A 15,386-nucleotide genomic window follows, 5' to 3' on the forward strand; every position below is an offset into this window, starting at 1 on the left:
ATGCCGTTGTCATCCTGAGCCTGCGAAGGACCTTATGCACTTCAAACGAGTATTGTAACAACGACTCGTCGTGACATAATCAGGTCCTTCGCGGGCTCAGGATGACAGGTGTTTTTGTTTCTCTTTTCCTCATTTCCTATGGCCGAACAAGTTACCTGGACCCCGATTAAGGAGTTCCGCGAAATCCTTTTCACACAGGCTGGCGGCATCGCCAAAATCAGCATCAACCGTCCGCAGGTGCACAATGCCTTCACCCCGCTCACGGTGCAGGAGATGATTGAAGCCATGGATATCTGCCGCAACCGTACGGATATCGGCGTTATCATTCTCACCGGCGAAGGTGGCAAAGCCTTCTGCTCGGGCGGCGACCAGAGCGTGCGCGGCCACGGCGGCTACATCGGTGAAGACACCGTGCCGCGCCTCAATGTGCTGGACCTGCAGAAGCAGATTCGCTCCATTCCGAAGCCGGTAATAGCCATGGTGGCCGGCTGGGCCATCGGGGGTGGCCACGTGCTGCACGTGGTCTGCGACCTGACTATTGCCGCCGACAACGCCCGTTTCGGCCAGACCGGCCCGAAAGTGGGCTCGTTCGACGGCGGTTTTGGTGCGAGCTATCTGGCCCGCGTGGTAGGCCAGAAAAAGGCCCGCGAAATCTGGTTCCTCTGCGACCAGTACGACGCCCAGGAAGCCCTCGACATGGGCCTTGTGAACAAAGTAGTGCACCTCGACAAGCTGGAGGAAACCACCGTGGCCTGGTGCCACAAGATTCTGGAGAAAAGCCCACTGGCGCTGCGCATGCTCAAATCGAGCTTCAACGCCGAGCTGGACGGACAGGCTGGTATTCAGGAGCTGGCCGGCAACGCCACGCTGCTCTACTACCTCTCCGAGGAAGCCAAGGAAGGCAAAAACGCTTTCATCGAGAAGCGCACACCCGATTTCTCAAAGTACCCCAAGTTCCCGTAACGGCGCGGCTGCCGTTGCCCCCAAAATGCTGCCTGCCCGCTTGCGGGCAGGCAGTTTTCTTTACCAGCTTGCCTGCGCCTAGCTATCTTCGTCCTATCAACGCCTGTCTAACTCTTCCGGCCATGAAACTTTTGTGGATGCTGCTGCTGAGCTTTTCGTCAGTTGCCACCGTACAGGCTCAGACTGCCAAACCAGCCGCCAGCGCGCCTGCCCCCGATCCGGCGAAGCCGCTCCTGCTGGCTGAAGCAGCTTGCGGGCAGTGCCGGCTAGGCCTGCCCGGCAAGGGCTGCGACTTGGCGGTACGGCTGGATGGCAAAGCCTACTTCGTGGACGGCACCACCATCGACTCGCACGGCGACGCCCACGCCGACGACGGGCTCTGCAATGCTATCCGCCAGGCACAGGTGCAGGGCAAGGTGGTAGCAAACCGGTTTGTAGCAATGTATTTCCGGTTGCTGCCCGAAGCTACTGAAGGCCGGTAGAACCCGGCAGCTACATCACAGGCCAAAGCTCATCGGCCCCGCCCCTTTCTCGCCTGCCCGCGCCACGGCTCACCCCAGCCAATACGCCAGGCAGCACCACTGCAAACTCCCCTGATGCCCCTGCTCTGGCAGGCCGCGCCTCAGGGGAGTTTGCTTGTTTCCGGCAGCCCCGGCCGGGTCACAGAGCGCTGACGCCTGTTGCAGGCACTTCTTGAATATTTCGCAGTAACACAATTTTGTCATATCACCTCTTTTGAAGTATAGTCGTTTGTCGGACTGCGCATTATCGATACCTTATCCCTACCAAAGTCTTCTTCCACTATTCCCCTTTGGTTGTCTTATATGAAGAAGTTTTTACTTGTATCGTGTACCTTATTAGGGCTGGCGCCGGGGCTTAGGGCCCAAACCGGCTCCCGGCTGGCCCCCACCACGGCCATCAGCACGGCCACGCCGTACGCGGCCGACTTCGCCGAGGCCTACCGGCTGTATCCGGTGATTCCGCGCGGTATGCTGGAAGCCGTGGCCTACACCCAGACCCACATCCGACACATCGGGGCTGAGGAGCAGGCCAGCTGCATGGGCATGCCGCTGCCGGCGGGCGTGATGGGGCTGATAGCCGACGGCAAAGGACACTTCCGGGAGAACCTGCGGCTGGTAGCCCAGCTCTCCGACGTGAGCGTGGAGCGCATCAAGGCAGACCCGCGCAGCAATATTCTGGCCTACGCGGCGGCCTATGCCCGCCTGGCCAACGAGCGTCAGTTGCGGGCCAATATGCCGGCCCGGCACCTGCCCGTGCTGCTGGCCCTGAGTGAGCTGCCACTGGACCGGGACGCGCTGGGCACGTTCGCCCTCGACTCGCACCTGTACAGCGTGCTGACCTTCCTGACGAGGCCCGAAAACCAGAGCCGCTATGGGTTTCCGGACTACAAGCTGGACCTGCCGGCCATTTTCGGGGCCAACTACCGGGTGCTAAGCGCGGGCACGACGCAGGTATCGGAGCGGCAGGTGCAGGCCGAGGGGCAGGTGTTTGACCCGGGCGGCTCAACGTACTCGCTCACATCTTCTACCGATTATGGCCCGGCCCTCACCAACCTGACGACCTGCAATTTCAGCTCCCGCAGCGGCACGGCCATCACGCACTACGCCATTCATACGGTGCAGGGCACATATGCCGGCTGCATTTCGTGGTTTAAGAACTGCTCTTCCAGCGTGTCGGCGCACTACGTGGTGCGCTCCAGCGACGGGCAGGTGACGCAGATGGTAACGGAGGCCAACAAGGCCTGGCACATCGGCTCCGAAAACCCCTACACCATCGGGACGGAGCACGAGGGCTACGTGAACGATGCCTCCTGGTATACCACGGCCATGTACACCAGCTCGGCCGCCCTGGCCCGCGACATTGTGGGCAGCGGCTACGGTATCAGCGGGCTGCGCACGTTCTACGGGGCCGCCACCACGGGCACCTTCAGTACGGGGGCCTGCGTGAAAATCAAGGGCCACCAGCACTTCCCGAACCAGACCCACACCGACCCCGGCGTGAACTGGGACTGGGAACGGTTCTACACGCTCGTCAACAATGCTCCGACCGTTTCGACGCTGACTGCCGCGACCGGCACCCTCTACGATGCGGGCGGCCCCAGCGCCAACTACCCCGACGACGTGCGCCAGTGCCAGCTGATTGCCCCCACCGGAGCCAGCAGCGTACGCCTGACGTTCAGCAGCTTCGACCTGGAAAATGCCTACGACCATCTGCTGGTGTACAACGGGGCCAACAACCAGGCCCCGCTGCTGGGCAAGTTCTCCGGCACCACCAACCCCGGCACGCTCACGGCTTCGTCGGGCAAGATGTACCTGGAGCTGCGCTCCGACTGCGCCACCACGCGGGCAGGCTTCGCGGCCAGCTGGTCGTCGGTGGGCGGAGGCACGGCCTCTTGCCCCACCGACAGCTACGAGGCCAACGAAACCCTGGCCGCTGGTAAGTCCATTGGCGTAAACGTGAACAACCTGGCCTACGTGTGCCCCGCCACCGATGTCGACTGGTATCAGTTCACCAGCTCTTCCACCAACAACAATATCAAAGTCACGCTCAGCACCCTGCCCGCCGACTACGAGCTGCAGCTCTATACCGCCGGCGGCACGCTGCTGTATTCGTCTACTTCAGCCAGCACCACCGCCGAAACCATTGTGTACAACGGCGCGCCGGCGGCCACTTACTACGTGCGCGTGTACGGCTACAACGGGGCTACCAGCAACACAACGGCCTACACGCTGCGGGTTTCCACGCAGGCCACGGCCTGGGCCGCCCCCGAAACGCCGGCCTTTGCCAGCCGCCAGGCCGCCGAGAAGCCCCAGGTCAGCATCACCAATCCGGTGCAGAGCGGCGACCGGGCCTGGCTCAGCGTAACGGGCTACGACGGGCCGGCCGAAATTCAGCTGCGCAACACCCAGGGCCAGCCCCTGGGCGCCGGATTCCGCACGAAGCTGGCAACCGGGCAACCGGTGCGCTATGCGCTGCCCGGCGGCCTGCAACCGGGGGTATACCTGGTGATGGTGCAACTGAGCACCCACGTAGAGTATCTGCGCCTGCTGGTGCAGTAGCCCGCACGGCCCCGGCCGGAGCGCATAGCCGACAACGGCTATGGTATCAGGCCCACAACAATGCAAAACAAAAGCGCCACCCCTTCCGGGTGGCGCTTTTGTTTTGCAGGCCGGTGCATACGCAATGTGGTCAGTACGCGGGAAACCCGCCGGGCGGCGCTCAGAATATGGAGCCATAGGCCTCGCAGCCGGCACACCAGCCGAAGAAGTTGCGCAGCCGCTCATCCTTGGCTTCCTTCTTCCGCAGCTTGCGCGCCCGGCGGGCCGCTTTGGCCGCCAGATCAGCGGCGGGCGCAGCAATATGGCGGCGCAGCGTGAGGTAGCGCCGAAAGACGAAGGTGCGGCCCAGGGCAAACGGGCTGGCGACGGGCGTAGTCATGGCGATTGGGGCGTGATGGACAAAGTTAAGATACGGTTTTAACCCGCTCAATGTCAATCCCTAGCTGGTTTTTCTGCCATTTGGGTGGGAGCTTCGTATGCGGATGTGGTTGTTTCTGAAAATCTTTACGCCTCCGCTTTTCGCTCCTTTCCATGGCTGCTGCTCCCTACGCTCCTACCCTGCCCGACTCCCTGCTGCTCAACGGCCGCGAATTCCGCTACGCCGACATTCAGAAGTACCCCGCGCAGGCACCCCAGGACCTCAACGGCTACGAGGCGCGCGTCCTCGATTTCTGCCGGCAGTGGCTCAACGGCACCCTGGAGTTCGGGCTGCGCACGTCCGGCTCCACGGGCCAGCCCCAGTCGCTGACGATGAAGCGGCAGCAGCTGGCCGCCTCCGCCCGCCGCACCGGCGACTACTTCGACTTAGGCTCCGGCGACCGGATGCTGGTGTGCCTGAACTGCGAGTACGTAGGCGGCATTATGATGCTGGTGCGCGGTTTCGAGCGGAACATGCACTTGACTATTGTGGAGCCGCACGCCGATCCGCTGGCGCTATTGCCGCAGGACGCGGAGTTCGATTTCACCTCTTTTGTACCGCTGCAACTGCGCGCAGTGCTGGAGGCTGGCCACGCGCCGCGCCTCAACCGCATGAAAGGTATTCTGGTAGGTGGTGCGGCCGTGGAGAAAAGCCTGGAGAAAGAAATTCAGAAGCTGAAGGTGCCGGTGTACCTCACCTACGGCATGACCGAAACTGCCTCGCACATTGCCCTGCGCCGCCTCAATGGCCCCGATGTGCAGACTACCTACCACGTGCTGCCCGGCATAGAGGTAGCACAGGACGCCCGCGGCTGCCTGACGGTGCGTGCCGACATGACCGACAACCAGCTTATCACCACCAACGACCGGATACAACTGCTCGATGCGCACACGTTTGAGTGGCTGGGCCGCGCCGACTTCGTGATAAATAGCGGCGGCGTGAAGGTGCAGGCTGAGAAAGTGGAACAGGTGCTGGAAGTGGCCCTCACCGAACTAGGCCAGGGCCGCCGGGCCTTTGTAGCCGGCCGCCCCGATGTCCGCCTTGGCGAGCAGGTGACGGCGTTTTTAGAAGGCACCAAGCTGACCCACGCCCAGCAGGAACACCTGCGCACCCTGCTCAGCCAGCGGCTCAGCAAATACGAAGTGCCCCGTGACTTTGTGTACGTGCCCCAGTTTCGTACCACGGCTTCCGGAAAGCTTGACAGGCTGAACACGGTGCGTAGCCTCACAGCCGCCCCCAGCACCGGCGGCCGGTAGCAGGCAGCAGGTCAGTTGGAAGGCTGGTTACTGGAGTGTGTGTACTCATTTGTATTACTCCACAAAAGTCACAAGCCCACCTATAGTACAATTTTCGCCTATACATCGGGAAATATTCCGTTGCTTTGCGGCTGTTCCTTTTCTGCCTGTTTTCCATGAAGCGTACCCGTATTTCTGTGGCGACGCTGCTGCTGGCTTCTCAGCTTGGCGGCGGCTGTGCCAGCACTTCCAGCACCACTACTACCCCCACCACTGCCGTCAGCACGGCCACTACGGAGGCTGCAAGTCAGCTGGCTACGGCCGTAGCGGCAGAGCCGGCACCAGCAGCGTCTACCCCCGCCACGCCGCCGTTTGAGGTAGTGAGCGAGCAGTTTGCTGATCTGCGCATTCTGCGCTACCAGGTGCCCGGCTTCGAGGCCCTGAGCGCGCAGCAGAAAGAGCTGCTCTACTACCTGTATGAAGCAGCGCTGAGCGGGCGCGACATCATCTACGACCAGAACTACAAGCACAACCTGCGCGTGCTGCGTACGCTGGAAGCCGTGTGGGCCGCCAACGAGGAGCGCCGCACGGCCAGCACCAACCAGCAGCAGATTGCCCACGCCAACGGCTTTGCCACCTACACCAAGCGGGTGTGGTTCAGCAATGGCATCCACCACCACTACAGCACCCGCAAGTTTGTGCCCGAGTGCACGCCGGCCTACTTCAAGGAGCTGATTTTTGCCACCGACTCCAAGCTGCTGCCGCTGGAAAAGGGCGAGTCGGTGAACCAGTTTGTGGCCACGATGACGCCCATTCTATTCGACCCGAACGTGGCGGCCAAGCGCGTCAACCAGGAGGCTGGCAAGGACCTGCTGAAGACGTCGGCCATGAACTTCTACGAAGGCGTGAGCCAGGCCGAAGCCGAGGCGTATTACAAGAAAAAAATCAACGCCAAAGACCCGCAGCCCATTTCCTACGGCCTCAACTCGAAGCTGGTGAAGGACAAGCAGGGCGCAGTGCAGGAGCGGGTGTGGCGCGTGGAGGGCATGTACAGCCGCTCGCTGAAACAGATTGTGTTCTGGCTCAAGAAGGCCGCCGACGTGGCCGAAACGCCCGAGCAGAAGCTGGCCCTGCAGAAGCTAGTGGAGTACTACCAGTCCGGCGACCTGAAGAAGTGGGACGAGTACAACATTGCCTGGGTGCACGATACCAAGTCGCTGACCGACGTGGTAAACGGCTTTATTGAGGTGTACGGCGACCCACTGGGCTACCGTGCCTCCTACGAGTCGGTGGTGTCGTTCAAGGACCTGGAAGCCACCAAGCGCATCAGTGCCATCGGCGACGAGGCCCAGTGGTTCGAGGACAATTCGCCGATCAAGCCTGAGCACAAAAAGAAAAACGTGGTGGGCATCACAGCCAAGGTGATTACGACGGTAGTGGAAGCCGGTGATGCCGCGCCCAGCACGCCCATCGGCATCAACCTGCCCAACGCCACCTGGATTCGCAAAGAGCACGGCTCGAAGTCGGTAAACCTGGGCAACATTGTGGATGCTTACGGCGCGGCCGATGCTGGTGGCATGCTCGACGAGTTTGCTTACGACGAAGCTGAGAAGCAGCGCGCCCGGCAGTATGCGGGCCTGGCCGGCAAGCTCCACACGGATATGCACGAAGTAATCGGGCATGCTTCGGGCCAGATCAACAAAGGCGTAGGCACACCCAAGGAAACCCTGAAAAGCTACGCTTCGGCGCTGGAAGAAGCCCGCGCTGACCTCGTGGCCCTTTACTACCTACCCGATGCCAAACTTCAGCAATTGGGCGTGGTGCCTTCGGCTGATGTAGCCAAAGCCGAGTACGACAACTACATCCGCAATGGCCTGATGACCCAGCTTGTGCGGCTGCAGCTGGGCGAAACCGTGGAGGAAGCCCACATGCGCAACCGCCAGATGGTGGCCAAATGGGTGTTTGAGAAAGGCAAGCAGGAAAAAGTGGTGGAGAAGGTGATGCGCGACGGCAAAACCTACTTCCGCGTGAACGACTACGCCAAGCTGCGCGGCCTGTTTGGGCAGTTGCTGCGCGAGTTGCAGCGCATCACGAGTGAAGGCGACTACGCCGCCGGCAAAGCCCTCATCGAAACCTACGGCGTAAAAGTAGACCCGGTGCTGCATAAGGAAGTGCTGGCTCGCTACGCCACGCTCAACATTGCGCCCTATGCTGGCTTCATTCAGCCGCGCTTGGTGCCGGTGGAGCAGGATGGCAAAATTGTGGACGTGAAAGTGGAATATCCCACCGACTTTGCGAAGCAAATGCTGGATTACGGCCGCAAATACCGCCTGCTGCCGAACTACAACTAGCTAATGCGTCGCGGGTCATCCTGAGCGTGCGAAGGACCTTATTACGATAGAGCTAATCATTGTTACGCTCATTGCTCTGCCGTAATAAGGTCCTTCGCACGCTCAGGACGACATATACTTCTCATCTTCCTCACAACCAACCTCCGCATGAAATACCTTTCCGCCTGCTTCCTGCTGCTGGCCCTGCTCCTGACAGCGCCCGCCCTGCACGCCCAGACCTCACCAGCTACTGCTGCTGCCCGCTACGAATACTGCGAGCTGCACCTGAAAAGCGGTGACGTATTCGTGGACTTCGGTTTTGGCCCCGAAAAGCTGGGCGGCGGCTCCCTCTCCAAGCTGGAAGCGGGCAAGTTGCAGGTATTTGCCACCCACATCAGCGCCCTTAACTATATGGGCTCCCTGGGCTGGGACGTAGTGCAGGTGTACGGCGATGTGGCACAGGGCAACTTGCGCAACAAGGAGCAGTTCTTTATGCTGCGCCGCCTGCGTTCCTCACAGGGTGTAAACGTGAGCAAGTAGTAAACACCTCATCTGTCATTGCGAGGAGGCACGGCAAAGATTGTCTGTCATCCTGAGCAAAGCGAAGGACCTTGTCACGCTTGAACGAGCCGCTATGGCATCAATCGTTCAGACGTGACAAGGTCCTTCGCTTTGCTCAGGATGACAGATGCTTTTGTATGCTGTCTTCTACCAATCTGCACGGCGCAGGCCCTGCTGCGTGAACAGGCGCTGCCGGCCTCGCATTACCTTATACACGTCGCCGAGGGAAAGCTTGACGCGGCCGTAAAACACAGGCCCGTTCAGTTCGCGCTGGGTAAATCGGTTGATAAATACCGGCTGGCGCCAGCCCACGCCGGTACCCAACGCCAGCCAACGGTAGACCCGCATCTGGGCCGTTAGGGAAGGCTCAACCAGCCAGATAATTCGTTTGGGTGAACGAACGAGGCTGCCATCAGGCAGCGCATAGCGGGCGTAGGTTTTGCCCACCCCAATTTGGAGTTGGCTGGCAATTTCCCAGCGCGGATTACCTAGTACCACATACTCGCCGTAGCCGGCCACGTAGCGCAGCCGCAGCTCCGAGGTGGTGGCAGCCGGCAGCTCCGACGGAATAGGCTGCCGCGAGGGAATTCCGTTGCTGAGCAGGTACACCCCAAGCCCGGTGCGGAGCCGGCCGCGCCACTCAATGCCCAGCTTCAGGCCCGGCACGGTTACCAGCCGGTGATTGATAATAGAGTTGCGGATATCCAGCTGAAACACCGGGCGGCGGTGCGGCTGGCGCACCGCGGCGCTGTCGTCGGCGGAAGAAGAAGGAGCCGTGAGGGGGTGGGCAGCAGCGGAGCCAGCCAGCAACACTAGGCTGAGCGCGCCCACTACGGGCCATCGGATAGGCGAACTTGACTCTTCCACGGGGCAAAGGTACGGCCGAATCGGGCCGGAGTTACTGAAGCTGGCTTTACTAACCGCCGAACGGGCATCCGGTTCACTGGTCCAACCTTCCGGTTCACCCTAGCGCTGGTGACGGTTCACCGCTTTTGCCACTGACTTTGGGCCGGGCACATTGTACTTTAGAATCGTCATTCAGCCTCACTACCATGCCGCTCACTCCCGACTTTTTATTTTCGCTGGCCAACCCGGTTGCCATGCTGGGCTGGGCGCTGCTGGTGCTGGCCCCACGCTGGAGCTTCACGCGGCGGCTGGTGCTGAATGGGGCATTACCATTGGTGCTGGCCGCGGCCTACGCGCTTCTGATTGGGAGCCACTACCTGGGGCCGCACGCGTCGGAAGGTGGGTTCAGTTCGCTGCAGCAGGTGGCGGCGCTGTTCCGCAGCCCGTGGGCCTTGCTGGCCGGCTGGGTGCATTATCTGTGCTTCGATTTGGGTATGGGCATCTGGGAAAGCCTGGATGCGCGGCGGCGTGGCGTGCCCCATCTGCTGCTGGTGCCGTGCCTGCTGCTTACGTTTCTGTTTGGGCCGGTGGGGCTACTGCTCTACGCCTTGGTGCGGCGCTTCTATCCGCGCGCTGCCGCTGTGTCTGCCGCTTCGGTTTCTGCTGCTGTCCTTTAGCCTTTCTGCGCCATGTCTGCTGCTTCCTTCTCTCTGAAAACCACTGCCTCCCCCGCCACCGCATCGGCTGGCAGCACTACTTCCCTGGTTTCCAACGCCGCGGCCTGGCTGCGGACACTGCACCGCGCGAATCCGGTGCTTAGCTGGGCCGGCTGGCTGAATGTGGGGCTGCTGGCGGTAGCGCTGGTACTGCTCCCACTCGATACACGGCTGGTAACCGGCAGCCTCGTCTGGATTAAGCCCATCAAGTTCTGCCTGTCCATTATAGCCTTTGTCTGGACACTAGGATGGCTGCTGGCCGACCTGCCGGCGCAAGCGCAACGCTCGGTACGTGTGCTGAGTTGGGGAGTGACCCTGAGCATGCTGGCCGAGCAAGTGTGCATTTTCGTGCAGGCAGCACGCGGCACTACGTCACACTTCAACATCGCCAGTACCTTCGATGCCACCCTGTTTCAGGTGATGGGCGTGATGATTATGCTGAACACGCTGCTGACCGGCTGGGCCGTGTATTTGGTATGGCGGCACCGGCCCCACGGCCCGGCCGGCTACGTCTGGGGCGTGCGGCTGGGGCTGCTGCTGTTTCTGGCCGGCAGTATTCTGGGCGGCATGATGATCCATCTGAACCAGCACACGGTGGGCGCGCCGGATGGTGGCGCCGGCTTGCCTGGCATCGGCTGGAGCACCCGCGCCGGCGACTTGCGCATTGCTCATTTTCTGGGCCTGCATAGTCTGCAGGTGGTGCCGCTGCTGGGCTGGTGGCTAAGCCGCCGGCTGCCGCGCCGCGCCGTGCTCCTGACCTGGCTGGGCGCTGCTGCCTATGCTGGCTTAGTAGTGGCATTGTTTCAGCAGGCTATGCGTGGCGTGCCACTGCTACAGCTGTAGCGCCTGATTTTCTTACGGCTGAGTAAGCACTGCCACTACAACCAGATGCTGCAGGTAACCGGTGCACCCGGTGCGTGCAGGTATGCCTCACCCGGCTCCTCTCCTATTCTTTCTTTCTTCATTCTCCCCTACGAATGGCTGCCTTTCACTACTCCTTCCGCACAATCCTACTGAGTCTGTTCCTGCTTACTGTTTCTCTCAGCCACGCCCAGCAAGCAACCGGTAAGCTTACCAACGGCCCCACTACCCTGCTCACCTCCGACTCGGTGCAACTATATGTGCAGGTAGCGGGCCAGGGCACGCCCTGCGTGTACGTGCACGGCGGACCGGGCGCGGGCAGCTACTCGTTTGAGAAGCTGGGCGGCAACCGCCTCGAAGACCACCTCCGCCTGATCTACTTCGACCAGCGCGGTAGTGGCCGCTCGGCCAGTTCTTCCCGCCAGCACTACTCCATGGCGCGCATGGTGCAGGACCTGGAAGAGTTGCGGCAGCACCTTGGGCTGGAAAAGTGGGTGGTGATGGCGCATTCGTTCGGCGGCACTATTGCCACGGCCTATGCCACTCAGTACCCGCAACGGGTACAGGCGCTGGTACTGGTGAATGCCGTGCTGAATCCGCCGGCTTCGCTGGAAAGCATGCTGCACTACGGCAATTCCCTGCTGCCTGCCGCCGCGCAGCCCAACCCCGGCCTGCCGATGATGCAGCGCGTGGGCATGGTTATGGGCGCGCTGCAACAGCAAAAGATGGCCTGGCAGCTGCAGTTTTCCGCCGACTCTATGGCTGCCCGCGCCGGCCGTGTTAGTCGCGCGGTGGCTGCCAATCCGGACTTCGGCACCCAGGTTTTCAGCGGCCAGCTGCCCGACTATGGCCAGGATTTAGTGCCGGCTACGGCCAGGTTACTAATGCCGGTACTGAACATCGTGGGCCAGGACGACCGCACGACGGGTGCTATGCCCGGCACGTTCCGGTTTCCGAAGCAGCAGACCGTGACGCTGCCCGGCAAGCACAACTCGTTTCTGGAGCAGCCAGCGACGTTCCGGCAGGCGGTAGTTAGCTTCGTGCAGAAACTCCCGCGCTAACATCCTGCTGCATGCCGCTGCCCGCCGAACGTCCCGCCGCTTTCCTGAACGACCGGTGGTTTCTGCTGCTCGGCATCCCGGCGCTGGCCTTGCTGGTGCTGCTGCCGCGGGGGCTGCTGCAGGTGCGCTCCGCGCCGGAAGCGTTAGGAGCCTGGGTGGTGTCCTTGGGCATCACCACCGTATTCTGGCTGGCGGGCCGGCAGCTATGGCGCCTGCTGCTCCGGCGGTTTCCACGCGTCGAGCAGACCACGCGGCGGCTGTGGTGGCTGGCGTTCATCAACACGTCCATCACGGCGGTAGTAACGCTGGGTATCGGGCTGCTGGCGGCCCGGGCGCAGGGCGGGCACCTCACCACGGCTGGCTACCTGTCGGAGTTCGGGCTGAACATGGTACCCACGGTGGTGGTGCAGCTTATCTACGAAAGCTGGCACCTGTTTCAGCAATGGGCCCGGAACGTGCGCCGTGCCGAGCAGTTGCAAAGTGCCGGCGTACAGAGCCAGCTCGAAGCCCTCCAAAGTCAGCTTGACCCGCACTTTCTCTTCAACTCGCTCAACACGCTGTCGGCCCTGATTGAGCCCGAAAACGAGCCAGCCCAGCAATTCGTGGAGCAGCTTGCCGATGTGTACCGCTACGTACTGCTGGCGCGCGACAAGCCAACGGTGCCGCTGGGTGAGGAGCTGGAATTTGTGAACGTTTATCTGGCGTTGCACAAAGCCCGCTTCCGCGACAACCTACGGGTGAAAACAGACATTTCGCCGGGTGCGCTGGCGGCTCATGTGGCGCCGCTCAGCGTACAACTGCTCGTGGAAAACGCCCTCAAGCACAACGTAGCCTCGCGGGAACACCCTTTGGAGCTGCGCATCGGCGTGGATGCCGGGCAGCAGTTTCTGGTGGTCGAGAACAGCTTGCGCCCCCGCACTGCCGGCCTTGCGCCCGGCACTGGTACCGGCCTGCGCAACGTGCGCCACCGCTACGAGCTGCTGAAGGCAGCCGCGCCGGTGCACGTATCAACCGATGCTGGCTGGTTCCGGGTGAAGCTGCCTTTGATTCAATCGAAACAGGAAGGATGAAGCGTTGCCTCCCGCAGGCAAACTGCCTGCCCTGACACTGCCCAACGGCAATAGCCTGATGTGGCCCACACCAGCTTCAACTTTTAATTGAAAAGCATGACTGTTTTGCTGCTCGAAGATGAATACCCGGCCGCCGAGCGGCTTCAGCGCCTGCTCCGCCAAGCCGCCCCCGACGCCCAGGTGCTGGCCGTGCTGGATAGTGTGGCCGGAGCACTGCAATGGTTAGACAACAGCCCCGCCCCCGACCTGATTCTGAGCGACATTCAGCTGGCCGATGGGCTGAGCCTGGAAGTATTCGAGCAGACGGTGGTGCGCAGTCCGGTGATTTTCACCACGGCTTACGACGCTTATGCCATTCGGGCATTCAAAGCCAACAGCGTAGACTATTTGCTGAAACCGGTGAAGCTGGCCGAGCTGCAGGCAGCCCTCACCAAGCTGCGGGAATGGCGCGCCCCAGCACCCACCAGCCTCTCAGATCCGGCTGCCCAGGATACCGTTGCGCACCGCCTGGAACACCTGCTCGACAGCCTTCCCCGCCCCGACACACGGTACAAAACCCGCTTTCTGGTGCGCAACGGCGAGCAGCTGCTACCACTGCCCGCCGCGCAGGTAGCCTGGTTTCAGAGCCGCCACGAAACTACCACGCTGGTTGCTCAGGATGGGCGCCGCTTCGTGGTAGACTACACGCTGGAACAGTTAGAGAGCCTCCTCGACCCGCACCACTTTTTCCGCCTCAACCGACAATTTCTCGCGCAGCTGCCCGCGGTGCAGCGCCTGCACCTGCACTTCAACGGCAAGCTGCTGCTGGACCTGCACCCCGCTCCCAGCGAGGAAGTGCTAGTCAGCCGGGAGAAGGCAGCGCTGGTGAAGCAGTGGCTGGAAGGCTAGGCGACTACGGTGTTAGCTACCGGCTACTCACCGCCGTGCTGGTATAGAGAGCCAACGGCGCGGGTACTGCAGTCGCCGGAATAAGATCAGGCTCGATGAAGACTGTTGCAGTGGCGGAAGCTTTGGGTGGCGCCGGTAGCAGCTTACCGTAGAGACGCAGGAAGGGAAGTTCGAAATAGCGGAAACTCACCATGGCGCCCAGCACCGTCAGAGCAAAAGCCAGTACAGGTTTGAGCAACACAATATTCCAGACCGTTTTGGGCAGACCCGTGAGGTGCAACACGTCATCTACTGCTACAATGGCCACGGCATGCAGCAGATACAGGCCATAGGCCAACTGCCCCAGCTTCCGGAAACCAGGCAGGTACCCCAGCTTGAAAAGTGACTTCCGACCGTAATTCTGTTCCAGCAGCACCGATACTGCCACTATATCAACCACAAGCCGCTCGAAGGGCTGCACCATAGCCGGAGCATCCCGCAAGCCGTGCCGGTACAGATAAATGGCCGCCAGCCACAGGGCCACAATCAGCACGGGCGACTGATGGCGCACAGCCAGCAGCCAGCGGCGGGCGAGCGGATGGCGGTATTGATGAGCATGAAACACGGCTACTGCTGCCAACCCTCCTACTGCCAAGTCCGAGGCGCAGGTGAGGGTATGGAATGGGCTGAGGTCGTGCGTGCACTGCCAGGCCAGCACAGCGGCCAGAATGCCCAAGAACGTAGCAAACAATGCCCGTCTCGGCACCAAAGCCAGTAGCAAGGGCCAGACCAGATAGAACTGCTCTTCCACCGCCAACGACCAAAGTACGCTCAGGCCCAGGAACTCCGGCATTCGCTCCACAAAATCGAAATTCTGTATGAACACCAGGTGATGCCACAAGCTGGCAACTTCGGTATAGGGGTGGCTGCCGAAGCTGCGTAACCAGGGGTAGAGCCCAAAGCCGATGCCCAGCATAACCAGATACAACGGCGCAATGCGCAACAAGCGCCGCAAGTAGAAGGCACCGATATGCACCTGCCCTTCAAACTGCTTTTCGCGCAGCAGCAACATCGTAATGATGAAGCTGCTCATCACGAAGAAGAAAGACAGCACCAACGACGTGTCGTGGACAGTACCAAACTGCACGATCGGGTTTACCCAATGCGTCTGCAGTTCGGGAGACTTATAGTCGCAGCCATGCGAGATGAAAACCAGTATAAAAAACAGCCCTCGCAAACCGTCTAAATTTTCGAAGTAAAATCGTTTTCGCGTAACAGTTCTTGCCATTAGATCAGACTAAAAAATCTAGTAAAAGTATTGACTATGACTGGGATTAAAAAGACTATTATATTATTGCATTTATTAGTGTAACATTTG

At 61.0% G+C, this 15,386-nt stretch carries 14 protein-coding genes; 11 read left to right on the forward strand and 3 right to left on the reverse strand.

Translation table 11 applies throughout. The features are described from left to right. Positions 1 to 138: 138 nt before the first annotated feature. The 3 genes from menB to IC231_RS15665 all read left to right on the forward strand — a co-directional run bounded on the left by menB (position 139) and on the right by IC231_RS15665 (position 4,043). Positions 139 to 963 carry a 1,4-dihydroxy-2-naphthoyl-CoA synthase gene (gene menB / locus IC231_RS15655; RefSeq protein ID WP_190785431.1) on the forward strand — a complete coding sequence of 275 codons (825 nt, stop codon included), beginning with the start codon at positions 139 to 141 and terminating at the stop codon, positions 961 to 963. A gap of 122 nt (positions 964 to 1,085) precedes the next feature. Then, positions 1,086 to 1,445, forward strand: a complete 360-nt coding sequence (locus IC231_RS15660) for a DUF6370 family protein (protein ID WP_190785432.1) — start codon at positions 1,086 to 1,088, stop codon at positions 1,443 to 1,445. A gap of 342 nt (positions 1,446 to 1,787) precedes the next feature. Next, positions 1,788 to 4,043 carry an N-acetylmuramoyl-L-alanine amidase gene (locus tag IC231_RS15665; RefSeq protein WP_190785433.1) on the forward strand — a complete coding sequence of 752 codons (2,256 nt, stop codon included), beginning with the start codon at positions 1,788 to 1,790 and terminating at the stop codon, positions 4,041 to 4,043. Positions 4,044 to 4,203: 160 nt separating this feature from the next. Here the strand turns inward: IC231_RS15665 and IC231_RS15670 are convergent, their stop codons facing one another. Beyond that, positions 4,204 to 4,422 carry a hypothetical protein gene (locus tag IC231_RS15670; protein WP_190785434.1) on the reverse strand — a complete coding sequence of 73 codons (219 nt, stop codon included), beginning with the start codon at positions 4,420 to 4,422 and terminating at the stop codon, positions 4,204 to 4,206. A 152-nt stretch (positions 4,423 to 4,574) separates the two neighbouring features. Here IC231_RS15670 and IC231_RS15675 point away from each other — a divergent pair, with 152 nt between their 5' ends. The 3 genes from IC231_RS15675 (at position 4,575) to IC231_RS15685 (ending at position 8,566) form a co-directional block, all read left to right on the forward strand. Beyond that, positions 4,575 to 5,717: an AMP-binding protein gene (locus IC231_RS15675; protein WP_190785435.1), complete on the forward strand. Its 1,143-nt coding sequence runs from the start codon at positions 4,575 to 4,577 to the stop codon at positions 5,715 to 5,717. Positions 5,718 to 5,872: 155 nt separating this feature from the next. Next, positions 5,873 to 8,047 carry a dipeptidyl-peptidase 3 family protein gene (locus IC231_RS15680; protein ID WP_190785436.1) on the forward strand — a complete coding sequence of 725 codons (2,175 nt, stop codon included), beginning with the start codon at positions 5,873 to 5,875 and terminating at the stop codon, positions 8,045 to 8,047. A 147-nt stretch (positions 8,048 to 8,194) separates the two neighbouring features. Continuing rightward, positions 8,195 to 8,566, forward strand: a complete 372-nt coding sequence (locus IC231_RS15685) for a hypothetical protein (RefSeq protein ID WP_190785437.1) — start codon at positions 8,195 to 8,197, stop codon at positions 8,564 to 8,566. A 168-nt stretch (positions 8,567 to 8,734) separates the two neighbouring features. Here the strand turns inward: IC231_RS15685 and IC231_RS15690 are convergent, their stop codons facing one another. After that, complete coding sequence (locus IC231_RS15690; protein WP_190785438.1) at positions 8,735 to 9,454, reverse strand: hypothetical protein; 720 nt, start codon at positions 9,452 to 9,454, stop codon at positions 8,735 to 8,737. 185 nt (positions 9,455 to 9,639) lie between these two features. Between IC231_RS15690 and IC231_RS15695 the strand changes: the two genes are divergently transcribed. The 5 genes from IC231_RS15695 (at position 9,640) to IC231_RS15715 (ending at position 14,029) form a co-directional block, all read left to right on the forward strand. Next, positions 9,640 to 10,110, forward strand: a complete 471-nt coding sequence (locus IC231_RS15695) for an ABA4-like family protein (RefSeq protein WP_190785439.1) — start codon at positions 9,640 to 9,642, stop codon at positions 10,108 to 10,110. A gap of 12 nt (positions 10,111 to 10,122) precedes the next feature. Further along, positions 10,123 to 10,992, forward strand: coding sequence for a hypothetical protein (locus IC231_RS15700; RefSeq protein WP_190785440.1), 870 nt, complete (start codon positions 10,123 to 10,125; stop codon positions 10,990 to 10,992). Positions 10,993 to 11,126: 134 nt separating this feature from the next. After that, a complete protein-coding gene (locus tag IC231_RS15705) occupies positions 11,127 to 12,071 on the forward strand; it encodes an alpha/beta fold hydrolase (protein ID WP_190785441.1) in 945 nt (314 codons plus the stop codon). Positions 12,072 to 12,082: 11 nt separating this feature from the next. Next, positions 12,083 to 13,141, forward strand: a complete 1,059-nt coding sequence (locus tag IC231_RS15710) for a sensor histidine kinase (RefSeq protein WP_190785442.1) — start codon at positions 12,083 to 12,085, stop codon at positions 13,139 to 13,141. 96 nt (positions 13,142 to 13,237) lie between these two features. Then, positions 13,238 to 14,029, forward strand: a complete 792-nt coding sequence (locus IC231_RS15715) for a LytR/AlgR family response regulator transcription factor (protein WP_190785443.1) — start codon at positions 13,238 to 13,240, stop codon at positions 14,027 to 14,029. A 16-nt stretch (positions 14,030 to 14,045) separates the two neighbouring features. On the opposite strand, the gene IC231_RS15720 is transcribed toward IC231_RS15715, so the two are convergent. Further along, positions 14,046 to 15,296 (reverse strand): acyltransferase family protein, encoded by a 1,251-nt coding sequence (locus tag IC231_RS15720; protein WP_223831450.1) that lies wholly within the window; start codon positions 15,294 to 15,296, stop codon positions 14,046 to 14,048. Between the last annotated feature and the right edge of the window lie 90 nt (positions 15,297 to 15,386).

This window comes from Hymenobacter duratus, from assembly GCF_014698995.1.
Taxonomy (GTDB): domain Bacteria; phylum Bacteroidota; class Bacteroidia; order Cytophagales; family Hymenobacteraceae; genus Hymenobacter; species Hymenobacter duratus.